Here is a 24,127-nt window from a genome sequence, read left to right on the forward strand (position 1 = left end):
GACAGCAAAGACAATTCATCTGGAGGAAATCTATGAATAAGGTCGGCATCGGCATAATCGGCTGCGGAAACATTTCCGGCGCCTATCTCACCGCCATGAAATCCTTTCCCATTCTCGACATCAAAGGCGTCGCCGATCTCAATCGCGAGTTGGCCGAGGCGAAAGCTGCGGAATTCGGCCTGAAGGCCGTCGATATCGCCACCCTGCTGGCCGATCCCTCGATCGAGATCATCGTCAACCTGACCATTCCGAAGGCACACGTCGCTGTCGGTCTGCAGGCACTGGACGCCGGCAAGCATACCTACTCGGAAAAGCCCCTCGGCATCACCTTCACGGAAGGCAAGAAGCTCGCCGACGCGGCAGCCTTCAAGGGCCTGCGCATCGGCGCAGCGCCGGACACCTTCCTCGGCGGCGGTCACCAGACGGCGCGCGCCATCATTGATGAAGGCGCCATCGGCATTCCGGTCGGCGGCACAGCAACCTTCATGTGCCCGGGACATGAGCGCTGGCATCCGAATCCGGCTTTCTACTACGAAGTCGGCGGCGGCCCGATGCTCGATATGGGTCCCTACTACATCGCCGATCTTGTCAATCTGCTCGGGCCCGTCTCGCAGGTCGCCGGCTTTGCCGTGACGCCGCGCAAGGAGCGCATCATCACCAGCGAGCCGCGCAACGGCGAACACATCCCCGTGCATGTACCGACGCATGTTGCCGGCGTCATGGCCTTTGCCAATGGCGCGGTCGTCCAGATCGGCATGAGCTTCGATGTGGCCGGCCACAAGCATGTGCCGCTCGAAGTCTACGGCACTGAGGGCACGCTGATCGTGCCCGATCCGAACCGCTTCGGCGGTCCCGTGGAGTTTTTGAAGAAGGGCGGCGAATTCGCCGAGCGCGAGATCACCGCACCCTATGCCGACGGCAACTACCGCTCGCTCGGCGTTGCCGACATGGCGCATGCCATCCGCTCGAACCGCCCGCACCGCGCCAACGGTAGCCTTGCGCTGCATGTGCTCGAGGTCATGGAAGCCTTCCAGACGGCTTCCGACGGCGGGCGCACGGTCACCATCACGACGCAAACGGAGCGTCCAGCCCCTCTGTCCGAATCCCTGGTGGATGGGCAGATTGGCCGCTAATTACTCAATTTCAGGAGGATTATCATGCGTGAAGCACTTATCGTCTGGGGCGGCTGGAGCGGCCACGAACCACAGGAATGCGCCCACATCATCCGCGACATGCTGGAGGAGGACGGCTTCAAGGTCTACCTCGAAAACAGCACCGAAGCCTTCGCCGATCCCTCGATCCACGATCTCAGCCTGATCGTGCCGATCGTCACCATGTCGAAGATCGAGAAAGAGGAGGTCAAGAACCTTGCCGCCGCGATCGAAAGCGGTGTTGGTATTGCCGGCTATCACGGCGGCGCCGGCGACTCGTTCCGTGAAAGCGTCGAGTACCAGTTCATCATCGGCGGCCAGTGGGTCGCCCATCCCGGCAATATCATCGACTACACGGTCAATATCACCCGCCCGGACGACCCGATCATGGAGGGGATCACCGATTTCCCCTACACGTCGGAGCAATATTACATGCATGTCGACCCGTCGAACGAGGTGCTGGCGACCACGACCTTCACCGGCGACCACGCCTACTGGATCGACGGCGTCGTCATGCCCGTCGCCTGGAAGCGCAAATACGGCAAGGGCCGCGTCTTCTATTCCTCCCTCGGCCACCAGGCCAAGGAATTCGAGGTTCCGCAGATGAAGACCATCTTCCGCCGCGGCGCCAACTGGGCCGCGCGCTAAAGCAATTGCAGGAAAAGTGCGAAGCGGCTTTCCATCCGCTCTCAAGAACACGTCAGATGATGAACGAAGCCATGGCATGGCCTCGCTGACCGAGACGCAAACCAGCTGCTCGCACCCTATGGGTTGCGGGCGGCAAGCGGTTTAAGTGGCACATGAAACCGTCACAGACTTGACACATTCGCTCAGCGCCCAAACTATCTCCTCCCGCATCATAGATGAGGCAAATTGGAAGCCTTTGATATCTATTGCGGATTTCTGGAGCAATTCCAGGAAAAGTGCGCAGCGGTTTTCTGTCCGGAATTGCGCGAAAACAAAGAGATAGAGCGGTTCGGGGATTCCGTGAAAAGCTGAACCGCTCTAAAAGGGAGAACAGCGTGAGAAACGGATCTACCGGGCGCCGGGCGCTCGTCGCAACCATCAGCCTCGCTGCCGCCATACCAGCTCTGGCTGCCGATCTGCCGGACGCCACGCCCGATGACAATCTCAACGCGGTTCTTTGGGACCAGACTTCGGTCGAGGCTCAAGCCAATGCACTCGGCGCCTATACGCTCGGCCGCATCAGGCTCGATGAAGCCTTGGCGGACAAGAACTGGACTGCTGCCCCAGTGGAACAGACGGGTAATTTCCAGGACTTTCCGCCAGCCATCATCCTCGATGTCGACGATACCATCGTCAACACATCGCCGTATCAGGCGCGCAACATCACCACCGGCAGCAGCTTTACTGCTGACAGTTGGACGCACTACGTCAACGCCCAGCAGGACAAGCCGATCGCGGGTGCGGTGGAATTCACCCAATATGCCGCCTCGAAGGGCGTGAAGGTCTTCTACGTGACCAACCGCACGGTGGAGGAAGAGAAGCCGACCGTCGAGGAATTGAAGCGCTTCGGCTTTCCGATGGGCGATAATGTCGACACCTTCCTCAGCGCCAAGGAACAGCCCGACTGGGGTTCCGCCAAGGGCACGCGTCGCGCCTTCATCGCCAAGAATTATCGCATCCTGCTGATGTTCGGCGATAATTTCGGCGATTTCACAGATGACTACAAGGGCACGGTGGAAGAGCGTCAGAAGGCATTCGAAGCCGCCAAGACCCATTTCGGCCATGACTGGATCGCGATCGCAAATCCAACTTATGGCTCGTTTGAAAGCGCGCCCTACAAGGGCGATTACAAGCTACCGCCAGAAGAGCAGCGGAAGATGAAGCAGGATGCCTTGACGCCCTGGGATGGGAAATAGCAACCGAACTCCCGGACATTGCGATGTCCGCCTCCGCCACCTCGCGACCTTCCGGTTAAAGGGAAGGGACTGCGATGGTGACGGAGACGGGCATCAAGCTTCCGTCGAAGAAAAGCCTAAGGCCTGAACCCAATCAACTCTTCCTTTTGAGCTTTGCCCCGCCTTCTTCCACCAGCTTTTGCGCAGCCTCGGCGACCGTGATCTTGCCGAAGGCGAGCTGGTCGGCGACGGGGCGCATGACGTTCTGATCGAACTCCCCGGATCCCATCGGTGCCGGCGGCGGATAGTCGCCGACCTGGTCTTTCAGAAGCTCGACATATTTGACCGTCAACTGCTCCACCGGATTGAGCTGCGGCAGGATCGCCTGACGGACCGCAGGCGACATAGGCACACCGCGCTCGACCCCGAGAATCTTGCCGGCATCGACATCGTTGACGAAGAAGTTGATGAATTTAGCCGCCGTTTCGCCGTTCTTGCTGGTAGCGCCGACGCTCCAGATCAGAGCCGGGCGGTAATAGTGGCCGGAAGGTCCGTCCTTCTTCTCGCGCGGCAGCATGGTGATCCCGAGCTTGCCCTTAACGACGAGCTGATAGCCGACAAGCTGGTTGGAATAGGTCATGCCCATGGCCGCTTTGCCAAGCGCCAGGCAATTGCTTTCGATGACGCTCTGGTCGAGCGTCTGGACGTCAGCCGAGACGGTACCACCGCGCTTACGAAGATCTTCCCAATAGGTATACCATTCCTTGGCGTCGTCGACAGCGAAACCCAGGCCGCCCTCATCCGTATAGAGCATCTTGCCGCGCTGGCGCAGCCACGCGTCGAACACATATTGGTAGCGCGCACCATAAGGGCCACCCCAATAGGCGCGTTTGCCCGCGGCCTTGGTCATTTCCACCGCAAGGTCTGCATATTCTGTCCAGGTCGTTGTCGGGCCTGGCGGCGTCAGGCCGGTCTTCTTGAACATGTCCTCGTCGTAAAACAGCGAGAAGGAGTTGAGCCCGAGACCGATGCCATAGAGTTTGTTGTCGACCGTCGTGAGCTTCAGGACATCCTTGCCGAAGCTATCGACGTTCAGTGTGGAAGGAACGAATTGATCGAGCGCCATGCAGGCACCGCGCCTGGAGTAGTCGGCGATCGAGCTCGGCTCGAGCTGAAAGACATCGGCAATGTTCTGACTGGCCATTCCGGTCGCAAGCTTGGCCCAATAGCCATCGCCACTGATACTTTCGCCAACGACGGAAATATCCGGATTCTTGCCGTGAAACAGCTCGGCAACCGCGACAGTACGCTTACCGCGATCGGGTGAACCCCACCACATGGCGCGCAATTGTGTCGCATCGGCAAAGGCGGGCATCGCTCCACCCGTAAAGGCAAGGCCAGCCGCGGTTCCAGCGGCTCCGATCATGAAAGAACGACGATTCATGCGCATGAGATTCCTCCTTCTCTTGCGTTGCCATCCGCGCACCCTCCCCCGGCGCCTCTGCGGATAAGATGAAGCGAAGATATGCAACAAGATTGCACTATGCAATAAAAAATCTTTCTATTGCAAATTTGCATATTTTTGCATAATTTTGCGATATGAATGATAGCCGTACAAAACGCATCAGGCAGGCCGACATTGCTGCCGCAGCGGGCGTCTCCGTCTCCACGGTGTCGCGGGTCTTGACCAATGAACCCGGCATCAGCGACACGATCCGCCAGCATATATTCAAGGTCGCGAGCGATCTCGGCTATCCCTTGAAGACCGCAGCCGAGACGACGACGGGTGGCCTTGCGCTGATCGCGAGCGACAGCGTTACGGGAGGCTTGAGCGTTTTCTACGAAGGCATCGTGGAAGGCTTGCGTGCCGGCGCCGTCGAGCGCGGCATGCGCTTCGATATCCGCCTGATCCGCCAGGCAAGAACCGAACCGGAGCTGGTGAAGGAATATCTCCAGACAGCCGGCGCAGAGGGTCTGTTTCTCGTCGGCATCGATCCCTCCGACGAACTTCGCCGCTGGCTCGAAGCAAGCGGCACGCCGGTGGTGCTCGTCAACGGCACCGATCACAAGCTGATCTTCGATGGCGTATCGCCCGCCAATTTCTTCGGCGCCTATGCCGCAACGCGCCGCCTGCTCGACGCCGGCCATCGCCGCATCCTGCATCTCACCGGCTCGCATCGCCAGACGATCCGCGAGCGCGTGCGCGGCTTCGAGGCGGCGATCGCTTCGGTGGAAGGCGCCGAGGGAAGGCTCGTGCCGATGAATTTCCGCGGCAGCTCCAGCCAGGAAGCGCATGACACGACAGCCGCCATTCTTGCCGAGAAAAGCGGCTTCACCGCCGCCTTCTGCATGAATGACTTCATCGCCGTCGGTGTCCTCGACGCCGTGATTGAAGCCGGCCTGCGTGTGCCGGAGGATTTTGCCATCGTCGGCTTCGACGATCTGCCCTGTGCCCTGATGACCAACCCACGGCTGGCAACGATGCGCGTCGACCGCGCAGCTCTCGGCCGGGAAGCCATCGGCCTGATGATCGCGCGCTTCCGCGACCGCGATGCGCCGGCACGCCAGATTTGCCACGGCGTTCAACCGATCGCCGGAGGCACTCTACCGCCCGAAACCTGAAGCCAATCCCGCCGCGGAAACGATCGAGAAAGCCGAACCGATGATCTATGACCCCGCCAGCTCCAATCCGCTCGCCGGCAATCCTCTGAAGACCCTTCCGGACATGCGCCGCGCGCTGACCGACCTGTTCGATCCACTGATCCCCTATTTCTCCGACGGTGGCGCCCGCGTCCGCATCGATGGTGCCGGCGCGCATTTCGACCGCGCGGCCGCCGATCTCGAAGGCTTTGCTCGCCCGCTCTGGGGCCTTGCGCCGCTCGGTGCCGGTGGCGGCGATTTTGCCCATTGGAACCGTTATGCGGAGGGCCTCGCCAACGGCGTCGATCCGACACATCCGGAATATTGGGGCACGGTCAACGGCCGCGACCAGCGCATGGTCGAGCTTGCCGCCCTCGGCTTCGCCCTCGCATTGGTCCCTGAAAAGATCTGGGAACCGCTCGATCAGCGCGCCCGCGACAATCTCATCACCTACCTCAAACACGCCCGCACCTTCGACTATGCCGACAACAATTGGAAATTCTTCCGCATCTTCGTCGACATCGCGCTCGATCGGCTCGGCGCCTCTTTCGACCGCAGCTTGACGGAAACCTATCTGAACGAACTGGATGGCTTCTATATCGGCGACGGCTGGTATCGCGACGGCGATGTACGGCGCATCGACCACTACGTTCCCTTCGCCATGCATTTCTACGGACTAATCTACTCCAAGCTCGTCGATGACGACCGGGCCAGGCGCTATCGCGAACGGGCAATCCTCTTTGCCAGGGATTTCCGCCATTGGTTCGCGGCCGATGGCGCCACGATCCCCTTCGGCCGCAGCCTGACCTACAGGTTCGCCTGCGCCGGCTTCTGGTCGGCCCTTGCCTTTGCCGACGTCGAGGCACTGCTGTGGGGCGAGATCAAGGGCCTCTGCCTTCGCCACCTGCGCTGGTGGGCCGACAAGCCGATCGCCAATCGCGACGGCACCCTGCCCATCGGCTTTGCCTATCCCAACCTGCTGATGTCCGAGAACTACAATTCCGCCGGCTCGCCCTACTGGGCCTTCAAGGCCTTCCTGCCGCTGGCGCTGCCCAAGACCCATCCATTCTGGACGGCAGAAGAAAAATCGGCTGAAAATGAGCCGGCTATCATCCCGCAGAAGCACCCCGGCATGGTGATGATGCGCAGCAAGGCCGATGTCGTCGCGCTCTCCTCCGGCCAGGAAAACCAGCAGATGCGCTTCGGCGCGGAAAAATATTCGAAGTTCGCCTATTCGGCCCGCTACGGCTTCAGCATCGAAAGCGACGAGCGCATCTTCGCCGGCGGCGCCTTCGACAGCATGCTCGCCTTCAGCGACGATGGCCTGCACTACCGGGTTCGGGAAACCAATGAGGAAGCAAAGCTTGCCGGCGATACGCTCTACGCCAAGTGGCTGCCTTATCCGGACGTAACAGTAGAGACCTGGCTGATCCCGGCGTCTTCCTGGCACATCCGACTGCACAGGATCAGCACGCCACGCCCGCTGCAAACGGCCGAAGGCGGCTTTGCCATTGCAAGACGCGATTTCGAGGCTGACACGCTCGCATCCGAACGCGGCTCCGCCTGCGCGATCGGTGAAGAGGATTTCAGCGGCATTCTCGATCTTGGCTCCACGATTGCCCGGGAAGGTATCGCCCAGAAGGCACCGCCGAATACCAATCTCATCGCCTCCAAAAGCTTGGTGCCGCAGTTGCGGGGCGCAATTCCAGCGGGCGAGACCACGCTTGTCTCGGCCGTTCTTGCGGTGAAGGATCCTGCGGCTGTTACCCACGCCTGGACGAACCCACCTGCCAAACCCGATATCGATGCGCTGCGGGCCCTCGTGACGGAGAAGGGAATTACAGTCAGCGCCATCCAGGCGCCCGGTCGCCTGCCATGACGCAATCCACCTCCGACCGCCCGGCCATCGCCTTTGCCATGCAGCCCTCGCGGACCCAGCATGTGCTGCCGGAGGCGCTTATCCAGCGCCTCGCTACCGTCGGCCGGGTGCTCGATGCCGCGCCAATGCAAGGCTTCGGCGACGATCGCGCGACCAAGCTGCTGGCGGAAACGGAAATCCTGATCACCGGCTGGGGCGCCCCGACGATCGACGCCACCGCGCTTCGACAAGCCCCAAATCTGAAGCTGGTGGTCCACGCCGCCGGCACCGTGAAAGGACTGCTCGGCGACGACCTCTTCGATCGCGGTATCCAGGTCAGTCATTCCGCCCAAGCCAATGCCCTGCCGGTTGCCGAGTTCACCCTTGCCGCCATCATCTTTGCCGGCAAGAAGGTCTTCCGGTTTCGCGATCTTTACGTTGCCGACCGCAATCGTAACCAGACCGTACCGATGCAGGCGCAAGCGATCGGCAATTATGGTCGCACCGTCGGCATCATCGGCGCCTCGCGCATCGGCAGGCGGGTGATCGAGTTGCTGGCTCCCTTCAGCTACCGCATCCTGCTTTACGACCCGATGGTGGACGCGCAAGAGGCGGCAAATCTCGGCGTGGAAAAAGCCGAACTGGATGCCTTGATGGCATCCTCCGATATCGTTTCGCTACATGCCCCGTCACTGCCCGCCACGCACCAAATGATCAACGCCAGCCGTCTGTCTTTGATGAAAGACGGCGCGACGTTCATCAACACGGCACGCGGCGCCTTGGTGGATGAAACCGCTCTGATCGCCGTACTGAAAACCGGCCGCATTGACGCGATCATCGACGTCACCGATCCGGAGATCCCGGAGGCGGGGTCAGCCTTTTACGATCTGCCGAACGTCTTCCTGACGCCGCACATCGCCGGTGCCGTTGGACTGGAGCGAACCCGCCTCGGCGAGATGGCCGTGGATGAAGCCATCCGCTTCATTGAAGGCAAGCCGCTGCTCTATCAAATCCGCCGTGAGGACATGGCGCGCATGGCATGACGCGACGCAGCAAATTCATGAAAACACCCTGAAATCGCCCCATTTCGGCACAGGCAGACAACCCGTTTTTAATCATTCGCGGCTAGCAATCTCTTTAGTCGAGAGGTTCTAGTAATGCGTACCCGCGTCCTTTCCATTCTGGCCGTAATGCTGCTTGCCGTGCTGGCAGGCTGCGCCACCGCGCCGTCGCGCACCCGCAACATCTGCGCGATCTTCGACCAGCGCGACGGCTGGTTCAACAACTGGCAAAGAGCAGCGCAAAACACCGAGCGCAAATATGGTGTGCCGGTGCCTATCCTGATGGCGACGATCTACACCGAATCCGGCTTCCGACCACGGGCTCGGCCGCCGCGCCGCTATTTGCTCGGTTTCATTCCCTGGAAGCGCCCGACGACCGCCTATGGCTATTCCCAGGCTCTCGACGGCACATGGGACAAGTATAAGCGCGAGACCGGGAATTGGGGCGCAAGCCGCACCAACTTCGCCGATGCGATCGACTTTGTCGGCTGGTATCACTACCAGACGCACCTGCAGACCGGCATTGCCCTCAACAATTCCTACGAGCTTTACCTCGCTTATTATTCAGGGCCTAAGGGGTATCTGCAGGGATCGTGGCGCAGCAACTCCATTGCGCTTGCCGGCGCCAGACGTTTCAACGGCATGACGCGCATCTACGCGCAGCAGCTTCCCGGCTGCAACTAGTCTCGCGAGCCTTGGGAGCCGAAGGCCCTAAGGCCGCGGCTCCAGGAGGTTCAGGCCGTCATCCTTACCCCAGATATCGGCAATCGAGATCTGTTGACCGGTTTTGCTGCTTTGAAGTGCCGCGATCCCGCACAACACCGACAGTGCACCGGCGCGTGAGCCGGCACGCTGCTTGAGTTCGTCGTTCGGACCGGAGCGAAGCAGCATATTGCGTAATCGGTCATCGCCACCGTAGTGCCCGCCGGATGAATGCGGCACCCATATGCGCTCGACATCGCCGAAATTCTTCATGACGACGATCTCGTCGGCCGGCGGTGTCGTCCAGTTCTGCTTCTCGTATTGGCGCAGCTCGATACGGCCCTTGTGGCCGTTGAAGGCAAGGTGGTGTCCTTCGATCGGCATGTAGGTATTGAGAGAATAGGAAACGTTGACGCCGCTGCTGTAGCGGATGGAAGCCACCATCGTGTCAGGGATATCGATATCCTCGCGAAAGACACAGGCATCGCGCACATAGCCGTCCACGGCTGAGGGATCTTCATAGAGGCTCTCAAGCAGCGGCGTGGCGCTGATATCGAGATAATAATCGCACTCGTCCTTGTAACGACAGTTACGACAGCGTTCGCCGCGAAAAGGACCCTTGCGGCCATAATGCTTGAGATCGGCAAAGGCGGCGACCGTCTGAGGATCGGAATCCAGATACCAGTTCAGAAGGTCGAAGTGATGAGTCGCCTTGTGAACGAAGAGGCTGCCGGAATTTTCCGTGAAGGCGTGCCAGCGGCGGAAGTAATCGGCGCCATGGCTGGTGTCGAGATACCAATGGAAATCGACGGACGTAACATCGCCGATGACGCCGGAATTGATCAGTTCCTTGATCTTCGCGGAGGTCGGCGCAAAGCGGTAATTGAAGGAAATATCCAGCCGTTTGCCGGTGCGCGCCTCGGCATTGAGAATACGCTTGATCTTGTCGACGGTCGTCGTCATCGGCTTCTCGCTGATGACGTTGGCACCTGATTCCATCGCCTTGACGATCAGATCGTCATGCGTTGAATCGCGCGTACAGACGATGACCAGATCCGGCTTTTCGATGCGCAACAGCTCATCGAAATCTGTGTAAACGGGCACGGACACGCCGATATACTCCAATGCCCGCTTCGCCCGCATGGCGTTGAGATCGCAAACGGCGACGAGCTCGACCTCGTTGGCCCAGCGTTCGACCAGATCCTTGCCCCACATGGTCACGCCACGGTTTCCCGTGCCGACCAGAACGTACCGTTTCTTCGATGACTGCATGTCTCTCCTCCAGACTCTGCAAATGACGACGATGAGGCCTCGGCGGCCTGAATTCATCTCGGTAGAGTGCGCCTCGAGACCTTAACCGGAATCCTAAGCCGGCGATCTCTCCATCGCCGTCCAATCCGGCTCGACCGACGAGCCGAGCCCGACGGCGCCGATAACGGAGCCGATCGCGAGCTGCCCCGCCTCGATCCGCAACCGCGTCCGGCCATTGTTGACGCGATAGAGATCGGAATGCGCCTTGGCAAAAGCCGCCTGCTCTGCTTCCGGAGCGCCGGCCATACCGTCGACATAGTGGTGGCCGTTGCGCTCGATATGCGTCATGCCTATCAGGGAGGCGAGTGCCAGATCCTCCTGTACCGCCAGACCGCCCTGCGTCGTCAGATCCTCCGCCGACATGAAATAGGGAATGCCGTCTTCGGCACTCCATTTGGCAACACGCGCCCGGTTCAGGAGCGAGCGATAGAAACCCTTGCAGGATTTCGACGAAATACCGGTATAGCCGAGCCCCCTGGCAGTGACGAACGCATCGATATCGGCATCGGATTCATCGATCTCGACCGGCTTGAAGGCGGCGAGCGCCTTGACCGGCTTCTCGAAGGCATGGGCGCGGGCAATCGGCTGCTCGACGAACAGGATCGAGGAAGCGAACCGCGCAAGCCTCGGTTCCCCCTTCACACGCGCAAGCAGATCCGCAACTGCCTCGGCGGAGGAGAATTGTTCATTGCCATCAAGCGTTACTGAGTATCTCGGCACCTTGGCGTCGATGACGGCAGCGACGCGGCAGAGGCGATCGATATCCGCATCAGCAACGCCCGACACTTTCACCTTGAAGAATGTCAGCCCATAGGCGTCGATCGCCTCTTCGAAACTCTCCGGCAGCCCGTCGTTCAATCGTTCACTTGTCGGAATATCGGCAGACACGATGGCATCAACCAGACCAACGGTATGGCGGGCAGCAAGACTTGCCGCCGGCTCCAATGTTGCCAGAAAACCAGCGAGATCGAAGCTCGAGAGATCGCCTGCCGTTGAACCATTGATACCGGGGCGGTTAGCCCTGATCGCCTGCGTGACGCTCAACCCCTCCAGCCGGCAGAGCGCATCGAGAATGGCCCGATCGGCGAGCGCAAGGCCGAAGGAGGCTACGAGACCATTCAGCTTTTCGCCCGCTGCCCTTCTATGATGCGAAGCCTCGACGGCAGCATGCAGACCGAAAGCCGTTCCCGATCCCGCACCCTTCAAGGCGTCGAGCGCCAAGGTCAGTGAACGGCGCAACTGGTTTTCATTGTCGGAGTTGGAAAGCTCGGGCGATTTGTCGAACCATTTCGGCACCATCAGTTCGGCCGCCATGCCCTGTGCAGAGCGCCCCTGCGCGTCTTCGATGCGGACGCGTAGAAAAGCCTGCCGCGCCTCTCGCAAGGTCGCCGCCCCGAAACGGAAGGGTAGCCGCAGCTTGACCGGACGCTCGAACGCCTCGGCTTCGACGAGCCTGATTTTCAATGGATCGGTCATGATGTCAGGAAGCTCCCGTGATTGTCAGGCCGGTAAGGGGATCGGCGTTGCTGTCCATGCGCGTCAGATCCTTGCGCAAGTGGCTATAAGAGCCTTCGCGGCATCGGCCTGCAGGCGACGATAGGGCAGATCTCACGATTTCTCCTCCTTGCCTGATTCCCTCCAGAATCAGGAAAAGCAACTGCTTGGCCGCCTAAGAAATGTAACCGTATAGTTACAAGATCACGCAAGAACTCCGGCCTTGTCAATCACCTTTTGAAATTTTGTCGAAAGTGCCGCAGGCCCCTTATTTCATTGCGATTCATGCCCGGATCGAGGCGAGAGTTACGTCCACAATGTGTTCGCCCCAGGCATTCAGTGCCTCCGATGATGAAAGCTTGCGGGCAAAAATCGTCGATAGTGTATGGCGGTTCGACAAGTAGAAGAAACCGAGCGCAGCAATCGTCAGATAGACCGATATAGGGTCGATGGCCGGCTTGAAAATGCCCGACGCCTCTCCCCGCCGCAAAACCTCCGCAAGCTCGTCGATCAGATGCGAGTGCATGACCGATACTTTTTCGGAGCGTTGCAGATAATGGGCCTGATGCAGGTTTTCGGTGGCAAGCAGGCTTAGAAACTCCGGGTGCGCCAGGAAGTGCCGCCAGGTGAAGAGAGCCAACTCCCGCATCCCCTCTTCCGGATGGCGGTGGGCGAGATCGAGCTGCTTTTCAGCATTGCGGATCGTCGCATAGGTCGCCTCCAGCACAGCGAGATAGAGCCCCTCCTTGTCGCCGAAATAATGGTAGAGCATCCGCTTGTTGGTCTGCGCCCGTGCCGCGATGGCGTCCACTCGCGCACCGCCGAAACCATGGGCGGCAAATTCCTCGGTGGCTGCTTCGAGAATTGCTTCCTGGGTGCGCTGTGGATTGCGCGAGGACTTTTTCGACCGTGCCCTCACCCCTCCGCCAGTATCGGCTTGTGCTGACTTTTCAATCGCTTGCCCTGCCTTGACCGCCATGACCAACCTCCTTCCCGACCGGTGTTTCCCATGGTGCGTGCCGTAAGCTGCCGCATACCTCGCTTGCATTGTTGCGCGATTGGCGCTTGACAGCGGTCGCGTTTCTATCCAACTTGTAACCAAATAGTTATATCATGCAAAGCAGTTCGTAAATCATCGCTAAACTGGGGAGGAGACCAGGATGACGTTGACGATCGACCGCCGGCAGTTGCTTGCCGGCATTGCAGCGACCGTAGCTTTCAGCAGCATCGGGCTTTCCAACGCCAGAGCCGCGACTGCGATGCGCCTTCTATGGTGGGGGTCGAAGGAGCGAGCCGACCGCACATTTGCGGCGGTGAAGGCCTACCAGGCCAAGAATAAGGACATCACCATAGCCGGCGAATCCTTCGGCTGGGATAGCTACTGGACGCGCCTCGCCACGCAGACCGGCGGTGGCAACGCGCCCGATCTCATCCAGATGGATTATCGCTATATCTTCGAATATGCCCGCCGCGGCGCGCTGCTCGACATGACGCCTTATCTCGGCAAGAGCCTTGCGATCGAGGATTTCGGCCCGGCCAATATCGATTCCGGCAAGGTCGACGGCAAGGTCTACGGCGTCAGTCTCGGGGTAAATTCCTTCATGGTGGTCTTCAACTCGGCCGCGTGGACGGAAGCCGGCGTCGAGCCGCCACATGACGCCATGACATGGGAACAGATCGGCGATGCCTGCGCCAAGATAACGGCAGCCAAAAAGCGCCGCGGATTTTACGGCACCGGCGATGCGAGCGGCAACGAGCCGGCATTCGAATGCTGGCTGCGCCAGCGGGGCAAAGCGCTCTATACGACGGACGGCAAGCTCGCCTTCGAAGCCAAGGATGCGACCGAGTGGTTCGACTTGTGGGGTCAAATGCGCAAAAGCGGCGCCTGTGTGCCAGCCGATGTCCAGGCGCTCGATCAGCAGACCCTCGAAACCGACATGCTGGTGACGAAGAAAGCAGCGATGAGCTTCGCCCACTCCAACCAGTTCGTGGCCATTCAGGGCCTGGTGAAGGAGAAGCTTGAGATCGTTTCCTATCCGGTCGCGGCTGCGGACAGCAAGCCCGGCCAGTATCTGAAGCCGTCCATGTTGATGTCGGTTTCGGCAACATCGGCGAATAAGGATGCCGCCGTCGCCTTCGTCAATTATCTGGTGGAAGATCCGGAAGGCACAAAGGCGCTTGGTCTCGAGCGCGGCGTCCCCGCTTCGCCGAAGATCCGCGATCTTCTGACGCCCGATCTGGACCCCGTCAGCAAGCAGGTGGTCGATTATATCGGCCGGCTGACGCCGCATGTCGGGCCATTGCCGCCATCGCCGCCGAACGGCGCCGGTGAGAATGCATTCCTGCTGAAGAAAATCGCCGAGGAAGTGGCTTTTGGTAAAACCAGCGCACAGGACGCAGGCACGAAGTTCACCGAACAGGCAGCAGCAAACATTACGCGAGGCTGATACCGTGGGTACAAACAGCAAGAGCGTTGCCGGCGGCTTGGCCGTCGCTACGCCCGCGCCCTTGCGCGTGGAAACGACCTATAAGGCGCCAGGCGCATTCGCGCGCAACGCGCCCGGCTACCTCTTTCTTCTGCCGTGGTTCATCGGCTTCTTCGGCCTGACCTTGGGCCCGGCGATCGCATCGCTCTATCTGTCGTTCACCGACTACAATCTTCTGCAGTCGCCAAACCTCGTCGGCATCGACAATTACGTGCGGATCGCCACGGCAGACGACAAATTCCTGTCGTCGATGAAGGTAACGCTGTTCTACGTCGTCTGCTCGGTACCCCTGAAGCTCGCTTTCGCGCTGATGGTGGCTTTGCTGCTCAACCGCGGCATCAAGGGCCTGCCGGTCTATCGCGCCATTTTCTACCTACCATCACTGCTCGGCTCCAGCGTTGCCATTGCCGTGTTGTGGCGGCAGATCTTCGATGCGGATGGCATCGTCAATACCTTGCTCTGGTACGCCTTCGGCATCAACGGGCCGAGCTGGATCTCCAATCCGGACTATTCGCTCTACACGCTGGTCATTCTCGCCATATGGCAGTTCGGCTCGCCGATGATCATCTTTCTGGCCGGCCTGAGGCAGATCCCGACGGATCTCTACGAGGCCGCCAGCCTCGACGGTGCCTCCAAGGCGCGGATTTTCTTCAAGATCACTCTGCCGCTCCTGACCCCGGTGATCTTCTTCAATTCCGTCGTCCAGACGATCGACGCCTTCAAGGCTTTCACGCCGGCCTATGTGATTTCTTCCGGCACCGGCGGCCCGATCGACTCGACGCTGTTCTACACGCTCTATCTCTACCAGGAAGCCTTCGGCTATTTCCGCATGGGCTACGCGGCCGCGCTCGCCTGGGTTCTGGTTGTCATTATCGCCATCTTTACCGCCTTCTCCTTCCTCTCCGCTCGTTATTGGGTTCACTACGATGACTGACGCGAAACTCACACATTTCGCCGAGGACATGAAGCCGCCGCGCGAGCGGCCCTGGTTCCTCTCCGTCCTTATTCATGTCGCTCTGATCGCTGCCTCAATCGTGATGCTCTATCCGCTGCTGTGGATGCTCTCGGGCTCGATCAAGGACCAGAACGAGATCTTCGGCACGGCATCGCTGATCCCGTCGCAATTCGATTTCAGCGCCTATGCCCGCGGCTGGTTCGGCGGCCAGGTCACCTTCGGCACCTTCGTCTGGAATTCGGCGGTCATCGCCGTGCTTTCGGTCATCGGCAATGTCATGTCCTGCTCGCTGGCCGCCTACGCCTTCGCGCGGCTCAATTTCTGGGGCAAGAATTTCTGGTTCGCGCTGATGCTCGGCACGCTGATGCTGCCCTATCACGTCACGCTCATCCCGCAATATATCCTCTTCCTGAAGCTCGGCTGGGTGAAGACGATGCTGCCGCTCGTCGTGCCGAAATTCCTCGCGGTCGACGCCTTCTTCATCTTCCTGATGGTGCAGTTCTTCCGCGGCATTCCACGCGAACTGGATGAGGCCGCCATGATGGATGGCTGCAGCCCGTGGCGCATCTATTGGCGCATCATGCTGCCTTTGTCGCTGCCGGTCATGGCGACGGCCGCCATCTTCTCCTTCATCTGGACATGGGACGATTTCTTCGGCCCGCTGATCTACCTTTCCGACATCAACACCTACACGGTGCAGCTCGGTTTGCGGTCCTTCGTGGACTCCACCGGAAGTTCTGACTGGAGCAGCCTGTTCGCCATGTCCAGCCTGTCGCTGATCCCGGTCTTCCTGATCTTCCTCTTCTTCCAGAGGCTGCTGATCGACGGTATCGCGACCGCTGGCCTCAAGCGCTGATCACAAACTCTGCGGTCCCGAATACCCAAGGTTCGGGATCGTAGCCAAAGAAACCCATTGAAAGGAAATGTCGCATGAGCGCGCTGCGCTTTGCCGCCATCGGCCTCAATCACGATCACATTTACGGCCAGGTCAACGTCATGCTGCGGGCCGGCGCCGAACTCGTCGCCTTCCATGCCGTGGAGGACGAGCTCGCCGCCGTCTTCGCCGACCGCTTCCCGCAGGCGAAACGTATCGCCGACAAAAGAGAGATCCTGGAGGACAGCTCCATCGCGCTGATCGTCAGCGCCGCAATCTCAAGCGAACGCGCCGGACTTGCCATCGAGGCCATGCGCCACGGCAAGGATGTGATGCTCGACAAGCCCGGCATGGTGACGCTCGATCAGCTCGCGGATGTCAAGAAAGTGCAGGCCGAGACCAAACGTATCGTTTCCATCCTCTACTCCGAGCATTTCGAGACGGCATCGACCGTCAAGGCCGGTGAGCTGGTGAAATCAGGCGCCATCGGCAAGGTCATCCACACGACGGGCCTCGGGCCACACCGGCTGCGCAAGCAGACCCGGCCGGACTGGTTCTTCGACCGCAAGCGGTATGGCGGCATCATCACCGACATCGCCTCGCATCAATGCGAGCAGTTCCTGTTCTTCGCGGACTCCCTTGAGGCTGAAGTGCTGTCGGCGACCGTTTCCAACCGCGCCAATCCCGAAACACCGGGCCTGCAGGACTACGGAGATTTCCACCTGCGCACGCCTGATGTGACCGGCTATGTCCGCGTCGACTGGTTTACGCCGGACGGTCTTTCCACCTGGGGCGACGGCCGCCTCTTCATCGTCGGCACCGAAGGCACGATCGAGCTGCGCAAATATATCGACGTTGCCGGTCGCCCCGGCACCGATCACCTCTTCCTCACCGACCGCAAGGGCATGCAGCATGTCGACTGCACCGGCTTCGACCTTCCTTACGGTCGCCAGCTTGCCGCCGACATAAGAGACCGCACCGAAACGGCGATGGGCCAGGAACATTGCTTCAAGGCGATGGAGCTGGCGCTGAAGGCGCAGGCGCTTGCCGAGGCAACATCCCTCAAGAACATTCAGAGGTAACCCGATATGTCCGACATCAAGAAAGTCGCGATCATCGGCCTCGGCATCGGCCGCTCCCACATTACCGAAGGCTATCTCCCGCACTCCGATCGCTACGAAGTCGCCGTCCTCTGCGATCTGAACGAGGAACGCCTCAATGCGGTCGGTGACGAATTCGGCATCGCCAAGCGCGTCAAGGATTTCTCCGAAGTCCTCGCCATGCCCGATATCGACATCATCGACATCTGCACGCCCCCCGGCTCGCATTTTCAGCTGATTATGCAGGCATTATCAGCCGGCAAGCATGTGGTCTGCGAAAAGCCGCTCGTCGGATCGCTCGCCGATGTCGATGCCGTCATCGCCGCAGAAAAGACGGCCAAGGGCCGGCTGATGCCGATCTTCCAGTATCGCTACGGCGACGGCATCCAGAAGGCCAAGCGCATCATCGCTTCGGGCCTTGCCGGCAAGCCCTATGTCGCGACGTCGGAAACGCATTGGGTGCGCGGCGCCGATTATTATGCAGTCCCTTGGCGCGGCAAATGGGAGACCGAACTCGGCGGCGTGCTGATGACCCATTCGATCCACCTGCACGACATGCTGACCTATCTGATGGGACCGATCGCAGGCCTCTTCGGCCGCGTCGCTACCCGCGTCAACGATATCGAAGTCGAGGATTGCGCCAGCGCCAGCCTGCTGATGGAAAACGGCGCGCTCGCCACCATCAGCGCCACGCTCGGCTCGCAGGAACAGATCAGCCGCCTGCGCCTCGCCTTCGAAAACGTGCTGATCGAAAGCAACCACGAGCCCTACAGCCCCGGTCAGGACCCCTGGAAGATCGTCCCCGCCAATGACGAGATCGGCGCAAAGATCGATGCGCTGCTCGCCAACTGGTCGCCGATCCCGAACCGCTTCAACACACAGATGAAGCTGTTCCACGAAGCACTGGTCTCCGGTGGTCCGTTGCCGGTAACATCGGCCGATGCCCGCCAGGCGCTGGAGCTGGTCACCGCGTTCTACGAATCGTCGGAAACACGCACCGAAGTCCGCTTCCCCGTCGGGCCGGAAGCCAAAAAATACAAGAGCTGGAGGCCGGCATGAACGTTGCCGCGCGAGCCATCAGAACCAACAAGGAGGAAGCGCCCATGGCGACAAGCGTATCGCTGCAGAAGGTTATCAAGCGCTATGGCGAGCTTCAGGTGGTTCACGGGATCGACCTGGAAATCGAGCCGGGTGAATTCACCGTCTTCGTCGGCCCCTCCGGCTGCGGCAAGTCCACTCTCCTGCGCATGATCGCGGGGCTCGAGCCGATTTCCGGTGGCGGCCTTTATCTCGACGGCAGCCGCATGAACGATGTCCCCGCCTCCAAGCGCGGCATCGCCATGGTTTTTCAGTCCTATGCGCTTTACCCGCATATGACCGTCTACAAGAACCTCGCCTTCGGCCTCGAAACCGCGGGCATGAAGAAACAGGATATCCATCCGCGCGTAGAGAAGGCGGCCGAGGTTCTGCAGATTACCCAGCTTCTCCAGCGCAAGCCGAAACAGCTGTCCGGCGGTCAGCGCCAACGTGTCGCCATCGGCCGCGCCATCGTGCGCGAGCCCAACATCTTCCTCTTCGACGAGCCGCTATCGAATCTCGACGCTGAACTCCGCGTGCAGATGCGCGTCGAGATCGCCCGCCTGCACCAGCGGCTCGGCAACACCATGATCTACGTGACCCACGACCAGACCGAGGCCATGACGATGGCCGACAAGATCGTCGTGCTCAATGGCGGCAAGATCGAGCAGGTCGGCGCTCCCCTCGACCTCTACAACAAACCGAAGAACAAGTTCGTCGCCGGCTTCATCGGTTCGCCGAAGATGAACTTCCTCGATGCAAAGATCGTCGCTTCCGACGACGGTTCCGCCGTCATCGACCTCGCCAGCCAGACAGTGCGCCTGCCGCGCCGGCTAGGCGGCCTGCAGCCCGGACAACCCGTCACTCTCGGCGCCCGCCCGGAGCATTTGAACGTCGGCGATCGCGGCGTCGGGCTCGGCAGTGCCCGCGTCGATCTCGTCGAGCATCTCGGCGGCCAGACGATCCTCTATGTCACGCTGCATGGCGGCCAGGCGCTGACGGTGGCGCTGGAAGACCAGCAGACTATCCGCGCCGGCGAAACGGTGAGCATTCACATCGATCCCGAACGCTGCCACCTGTTCGGCCCGGACGGCGCGACGCTGTAACAACAGTGGCCTGCGGATCGATCAGACCTCGACGATCCGCCGGCTGCCGATGGCTTGAATCTGGCCGGATGGAATGGCATCGGCGGGTATCCCGTCTCGCCGATGCAGCCGGATGCGGCGGTTGTTGCCGGGCGCAAGATGGAACCAGTCGTCCTCGGCCCGATAAGCTTCCAGATCGACCTGCACCGATTGCGCCAGCCGGTCGGCACTGAGATCAAGGAACCAGTCCTCGCCCTCCTGCACCGCCGACGCGGTGATCTCGGCATCGTGAAACGCCTTGGTGCGCCCAAGCGGAAAGTAGAAGGCCTGAGCGATCAGGGCACCGGTTGCCGACGCCGTCAGCCGCGCGACCGTGACATCATGCGACGGCGGCCCGAAACGGAAGGCATAGGTCGTATCGAAGAAGGCGCCGAACAATTCAGTGCAGGCTATCTTTTGCTTGCTGCGCGCTTCGAGCACTAGATCGCGGCCACCACCCACGACGATCTGGCGACCGTCGCGCAGGCAGGAAACCTCGACGGTTAGCTCGAGCGCTGATTCACTTTCGTTGATGACATGCACGTCGAGGCCGTTGGTGCCCTCGTCGGTCAACAGCACCTGCACCGGCCGAAAAGCGCGGCGCAGCCCATACCAGACCGGCTTTGGCTCTCCGGTTGAATCGATCACGCCCCAGCCGGCACCGGGAAGCAGGTCCTGCAGCGTCCAGACCAGCGCGCCGTTGCAGCCGGAGCCGTGCCGACGCCATTCGGCATAGATCTCCTCAACCACTTCGCCGGTTACGGCCCGAGAAAGGTTGAGATAGAGGTCCGGATCTTCTCGCCGCAGCCGGTTTGGTTCGAAGCCGTAAAGCTCCTGAAGATAATGATCGCGCACATCCTCGAAATCCCAGGAGGCACCGCGGTCACGAGGCACACGCTCTTTCCATAGCGGGCTATGAACTGCCGGAACCGGGAGATGCTGACCCAGCGTGCGCGCTTGTGGCACATGCGCGAAAGCCAGACTCTCGGCGGAGAATCGGACATCGGCGCGGCGCGCATCGGCGAGCCGCCGCATGTACGCACCGACACCGTAATAATGCGTCACGCCGACGTTCGAAGAAAACGGCATAGGCCCGCCCGAGGGCGAATTGACGATATAGGGCACATCCGGCCGGAGCGACTGCACCAGCGGCGGGATGATCTCCTCGACAACGGGGCTTTTCCAGAACTGCTCCGGCAGCCCCATCATCGCCGCCTGCTGGTGGATTTCGCTGCCGCCGCAAAGGACCGCCAGCGAAGGCGAGAGGCGCGTGCGGCTCAGAAGTTGCGAAACCTCCGTTTCGACATGGGCATTGAAGGCCGCGTCGTTCTTCGGATAGTCGAAATTGGCGAACATGAAGTCCTGCCAGACCATCAGGCCGAGTTCGTCGCACAGGCGGAAAAACTCCGGCGTCTCATAGGCCATGGTGCCGCCGATGCGGATCATGTTCATGCCGGCCTCAGCAGCCAGCCGCAGCCAGCTTTCGTAATCCTCGCGGGTGCCGGGCAAGCGCACGATATCGGCCGTGGTCCAAACAGCGCCGCGGCAGAAAATCCGCTCGCCATTGACGATCACGGCGAAATCTTCACCGTCGGCGCCACGATCGACCGACAATCTGCGAAAGCCGGTCTGCCCGAGCACATGTTCGATACCATCGACAAGAAGCGCGATGTCATGAAGCTGCGGCGTGCCGTGTGTATGCGGCCACCAGGGCGCTACATCCGGAATTTTGAGGATCGCGGTATAGCGGCCGGGACCATCCTTCTCGAAGGCTTGTTCCGCGTCTCCGCACCTCAGTACGAGTTCGCCGATCTCCCCTTCGATCGAAAGCGAGGCGTAGAGCCGACCTTCCCCGTTCTCAAGCAAATCCGGCCGCAAGGAGAGATCGCGGATCACTGGCGCGCTTGGCCGCAGCAGCGAAATCGGCCGCCATGGACCAATAGCCTGAACCTCCGGACACCAGCCGGGCATGTGGCCGAGCAGCGTCGTGCGCACCGTCCGCAGTCCCTGTGGCGTGATCATCTGCGGCCGCCATCGCGCGCGTGGGCCTGGCTCGGAAAGCTTCGGCTCCAGGGCTCGGAAGCAAAGCGCCAACTCGTCGCCGCCAAGCAGGGTGACGGCTACGTCGTGCGCTTCGAACATGCTTTCGGACAGGAGGATTTGCTGGCCGTTGAGGAAGACTTCGCAAAGCGTCGCCAGTCCTTCGAGCCGCAAGATCGCCTCGCCAGCTTCCGCATCCACCAGACGGCAAATGTACCAGGCGTCATGGTCGTGAAGCGGTTGCGGCTTCGCCCGGTCGAAACGGCCAGCTTTTTCCAAGGCTTCCGCGACCGTGCCCGGCACGGGTGCCGGGATGAAGCCTGAGTTCAACGGCACATCAGACGGCAGGAGGCAGGTGCCCGCCTCCGTCAACACCAGATTCCAACCTTCGCTCAGCCCCATTCCACCGCCGAGATCCGCCAAGCGCCCGCCCATGACATCTTTCGAGGGATTACCCCCGCCCCAATATTCTCAGAAACAACCCGGCTTTATTGCGATCGAACGAAAGCCGATCAAAGCTTCCGTTCGAGCTCGCTCATCATGGAATCCCATGCATCTGCGGCAGGATCAAGGGCTGTGCGCAGCGGCTCGAATTTCTTGCGCGTGACGGCGCGAGCCAGCTGGAACTGCACGGACTTCGACACCTCGGAAATTTTCCGCGCTTGTCCCGCCGCATCGGACAAATCGGCCGAGAGCCAGTCGAAATGGCTGCCCGCAAGCTCGAAATTGGCGCCGAGCTGACGCAGCGTGTTGAAGGCGTATTTATGGAAGAAGTCGAAAGGCCGTTCGGCAACCGCTTCCACCTGCGTTGGAAAAATTTCCGAAAAAGCGCGGATCGGATTGGCGTTCGGGCGACGACGGAAATGGAAAGGTAAAAGCCGTCTGGCCGCCTCTCGGATTGCCGCGTCGTCCGGCGCTTTCTCGGGAAACTTGGCGAATTCCGTATAAGGCAGAAACGGCAGATCGTCATCCGTCAGATGCAACTGGAACAGCCCGTCGAAATCCTCACCGGAGAGATGGAAGAAACCACCATTGTGGAAGTAGTCGAGCGTGCGCCCTTCCATGTCGAGCCGGTTGATCGCCACGGTCGTCTTGCCGTGTTCGCGGCGATAGCCGACGCCCTGCGTATCGGGCATGAAATAGGAATCCATCTCCACCAGGCAGAGCCGGCCGCGACCGATCTGCTCGGCGACATGGTTCTGAACCTTGTCGTAGATCGCAAGCTCGGTGCAGCGCACGCCATAGAGCGCTTCCAGATCCTCGAGCGGCGCCTTGAAGAAAGTGAACTGGTCACCCTCGAAATCCTGGCCGACCGTGAAGCCCAGCATAGCTTCCGGCGGCAGCTTCAACGTCGAAAGCACTTCGATCCAGAGATCGATGTAGCAATTCGTCTCGGGCCACATGCGTTCACTGTCGTGCAACGCATGGGACTTGTAGGCGGCGGGATCCAGTCCCTGAAACACGGCGGCCATGGAAGCGATCAGCCCCACAGCGCCTTGCGCACGCTCTCGGGCCATGCCTTGACGTCGAGACCGTGGGTGTGGAACAGCGCCAGTGCAATGCGCTCAAGGCCGAAGCCGACGCAGGCCGTGTGCACGACTTTGCCGTCTGCGAAATTCAGGCCCCACTTCGTGCCGAAGGCATCCTGGTGATAGTTGAAGCTCATGCAGGCGGTCGGATTGGTCGTCGAGGTGATCGGGATCAGCAGCTCGAACTTGAGATTCTGGTCGCGCTGGTTGTTGGCGAGCATCTTGCCGGCGCGGCCGAAGAACGGGTCGTTGGCGACATCGATCGTCACGTCGAGACCGACCGCCTTCATCATTTCGATACCGCGATCCATCCAGCTCTGACGGAAATCGGTCACATGCTTTTCGCTGCCCATGCAGACATATTCGCGCATGCGGAAGAGCTGCTGGCGGGCCGGATCCTTGGAGGGCTCATGACGGAAGCAATAGGACTGCAGATCGAAGAGGGCACCGTCGTCAGGCAATGCCCCGCGCTTGGCGACGGTCGGATAGAGCGGATAGCAGGCAGCGGGCGTCAACACGATATCGGTCGCCTGCTGGTCTTTCGTCCAGTCGTCGCCGACTTCCATGCACTTCAGCAGGCTCATATGGTCGAGCTCGCTGCCGCAGAAGCTGTGCACCGTGCCGGCCAGCTGCGGGAAGCTCTTCATGTAGCCGCTCGTTTCGAAGAAGGCGCGGTTCATGCCGGGCGGAAAGCGGATGGCTTCCGCACCGTCTGCGCCGCCGAACTTGTCGATCAGCCGCTCGAAAGCGGAAATGACGTCTTCGAACTGGCCGCTGCGACCGTAGAGACCGTCAACGCCGGTGTCGATCAGAAGACCGGAATCAAAAAGACGGTCGAGAAACGAGGCTTGCATATCCATGGC

The 24,127-nt window shown here is 60.5% G+C and carries 19 protein-coding genes and 1 pseudogene; 13 read left to right on the forward strand and 7 right to left on the reverse strand.

Going from position 1 to position 24,127, the window contains the following annotated elements; genetic code table 11:
- Positions 1–32: 32 nt before the first annotated feature.
- From HGP17_RS21055 to HGP17_RS21065, 3 genes are all read left to right on the forward strand, one after another.
- Complete coding sequence (locus HGP17_RS21055; RefSeq protein ID WP_168812399.1) at positions 33–1,133, forward strand: Gfo/Idh/MocA family oxidoreductase; 1,101 nt, start codon at positions 33–35, stop codon at positions 1,131–1,133.
- Between the two features lie 24 nt (positions 1,134–1,157).
- Positions 1,158–1,799, forward strand: coding sequence for a ThuA domain-containing protein (locus HGP17_RS21060; RefSeq protein WP_168812400.1), 642 nt, complete (start codon positions 1,158–1,160; stop codon positions 1,797–1,799).
- Between the two features lie 374 nt (positions 1,800–2,173).
- On the forward strand, positions 2,174–3,034 hold the full coding sequence (locus tag HGP17_RS21065) for an HAD family acid phosphatase (RefSeq protein WP_168812401.1): 861 nt from the start codon (positions 2,174–2,176) through the stop codon (positions 3,032–3,034).
- Positions 3,035–3,167: 133 nt separating this feature from the next.
- On the opposite strand, the gene HGP17_RS21070 is transcribed toward HGP17_RS21065, so the two are convergent.
- Positions 3,168–4,463: an ABC transporter substrate-binding protein gene (locus HGP17_RS21070; protein WP_168812402.1), complete on the reverse strand. Its 1,296-nt coding sequence runs from the start codon at positions 4,461–4,463 to the stop codon at positions 3,168–3,170.
- A gap of 149 nt (positions 4,464–4,612) precedes the next feature.
- Between HGP17_RS21070 and HGP17_RS21075 the strand changes: the two genes are divergently transcribed.
- The 4 genes from HGP17_RS21075 to HGP17_RS21090 all read left to right on the forward strand — a co-directional run bounded on the left by HGP17_RS21075 (position 4,613) and on the right by HGP17_RS21090 (position 9,256).
- Positions 4,613–5,635 (forward strand): LacI family DNA-binding transcriptional regulator, encoded by a 1,023-nt coding sequence (locus HGP17_RS21075; RefSeq protein ID WP_168812403.1) that lies wholly within the window; start codon positions 4,613–4,615, stop codon positions 5,633–5,635.
- 40 nt (positions 5,636–5,675) lie between these two features.
- Positions 5,676–7,532 (forward strand): DUF2264 domain-containing protein, encoded by a 1,857-nt coding sequence (locus tag HGP17_RS21080; RefSeq protein WP_168812511.1) that lies wholly within the window; start codon positions 5,676–5,678, stop codon positions 7,530–7,532.
- A complete protein-coding gene (locus HGP17_RS21085) occupies positions 7,529–8,554 on the forward strand; it encodes a hydroxyacid dehydrogenase (RefSeq protein ID WP_168812404.1) in 1,026 nt (341 codons plus the stop codon). Before HGP17_RS21080 ends, HGP17_RS21085 begins: the two co-directional genes overlap by 4 nt.
- A 114-nt stretch (positions 8,555–8,668) precedes the next feature.
- The gene (locus HGP17_RS21090) at positions 8,669–9,256 is read left to right on the forward strand and encodes a transglycosylase SLT domain-containing protein (RefSeq protein ID WP_168812405.1); all 588 of its coding nucleotides are present in this window, start codon (positions 8,669–8,671) and stop codon (positions 9,254–9,256) included.
- A 27-nt stretch (positions 9,257–9,283) separates the two neighbouring features.
- Here HGP17_RS21090 and HGP17_RS21095 read toward each other — a convergent pair whose 3' ends face one another.
- The 3 genes from HGP17_RS21095 to HGP17_RS21105 form a co-directional block, all read right to left on the reverse strand.
- Entirely contained in the window at positions 9,284–10,546 is a 1,263-nt protein-coding gene (locus HGP17_RS21095; protein WP_168812406.1) for a Gfo/Idh/MocA family oxidoreductase, read from the reverse strand.
- 93 nt (positions 10,547–10,639) lie between these two features.
- Positions 10,640–12,061 (reverse strand): mandelate racemase, encoded by a 1,422-nt coding sequence (locus HGP17_RS21100; RefSeq protein WP_168812407.1) that lies wholly within the window; start codon positions 12,059–12,061, stop codon positions 10,640–10,642.
- A 301-nt stretch (positions 12,062–12,362) separates the two neighbouring features.
- Positions 12,363–13,058 (reverse strand): TetR/AcrR family transcriptional regulator, encoded by a 696-nt coding sequence (locus HGP17_RS21105; protein ID WP_168812408.1) that lies wholly within the window; start codon positions 13,056–13,058, stop codon positions 12,363–12,365.
- A 181-nt stretch (positions 13,059–13,239) separates the two neighbouring features.
- On the opposite strand from HGP17_RS21105, the gene HGP17_RS21110 reads away from it, so the two are divergent.
- From HGP17_RS21110 to ugpC, 6 genes and pseudogenes are all read left to right on the forward strand, one after another.
- Positions 13,240–14,526, forward strand: a complete 1,287-nt coding sequence (locus tag HGP17_RS21110) for an ABC transporter substrate-binding protein (RefSeq protein ID WP_168812409.1) — start codon at positions 13,240–13,242, stop codon at positions 14,524–14,526.
- A 106-nt stretch (positions 14,527–14,632) separates the two neighbouring features.
- Positions 14,633–15,499: pseudogene (locus HGP17_RS21115) on the forward strand (sugar ABC transporter permease); the annotation flags it as partial.
- Positions 15,500–15,527: 28 nt separating this feature from the next.
- On the forward strand, positions 15,528–16,376 hold the full coding sequence (locus tag HGP17_RS21120) for a carbohydrate ABC transporter permease (RefSeq protein WP_205926075.1): 849 nt from the start codon (positions 15,528–15,530) through the stop codon (positions 16,374–16,376).
- A 74-nt stretch (positions 16,377–16,450) separates the two neighbouring features.
- Entirely contained in the window at positions 16,451–17,476 is a 1,026-nt protein-coding gene (locus HGP17_RS21125; RefSeq protein ID WP_168812412.1) for a Gfo/Idh/MocA family oxidoreductase, read from the forward strand.
- A gap of 6 nt (positions 17,477–17,482) precedes the next feature.
- Positions 17,483–18,553, forward strand: coding sequence for a Gfo/Idh/MocA family oxidoreductase (locus HGP17_RS21130; protein WP_168812413.1), 1,071 nt, complete (start codon positions 17,483–17,485; stop codon positions 18,551–18,553).
- Positions 18,554–18,597: 44 nt separating this feature from the next.
- Positions 18,598–19,677, forward strand: coding sequence for a sn-glycerol-3-phosphate ABC transporter ATP-binding protein UgpC (gene ugpC, locus HGP17_RS21135; RefSeq protein WP_168812512.1), 1,080 nt, complete (start codon positions 18,598–18,600; stop codon positions 19,675–19,677).
- Between the two features lie 21 nt (positions 19,678–19,698).
- Here the strand turns inward: ugpC and HGP17_RS21140 are convergent, their stop codons facing one another.
- From HGP17_RS21140 to HGP17_RS21150, 3 genes are all read right to left on the reverse strand, one after another.
- A complete protein-coding gene (locus tag HGP17_RS21140; protein WP_168812414.1) occupies positions 19,699–22,170 on the reverse strand; it encodes a glycoside hydrolase family 2 protein in 2,472 nt (823 codons plus the stop codon).
- A 77-nt stretch (positions 22,171–22,247) separates the two neighbouring features.
- Positions 22,248–23,207, reverse strand: coding sequence for a DUF1839 family protein (locus tag HGP17_RS21145; RefSeq protein ID WP_168812513.1), 960 nt, complete (start codon positions 23,205–23,207; stop codon positions 22,248–22,250).
- Between the two features lie 8 nt (positions 23,208–23,215).
- A complete protein-coding gene (locus HGP17_RS21150; protein WP_168812415.1) occupies positions 23,216–24,124 on the reverse strand; it encodes an amino acid--[acyl-carrier-protein] ligase in 909 nt (302 codons plus the stop codon).
- Positions 24,125–24,127 lie beyond the last annotated feature (3 nt).

The sequence above is a fragment of the Rhizobium sp. P38BS-XIX genome, from assembly GCF_012641435.1.
Taxonomy (GTDB): Bacteria; Pseudomonadota; Alphaproteobacteria; order Rhizobiales; family Rhizobiaceae; genus Rhizobium.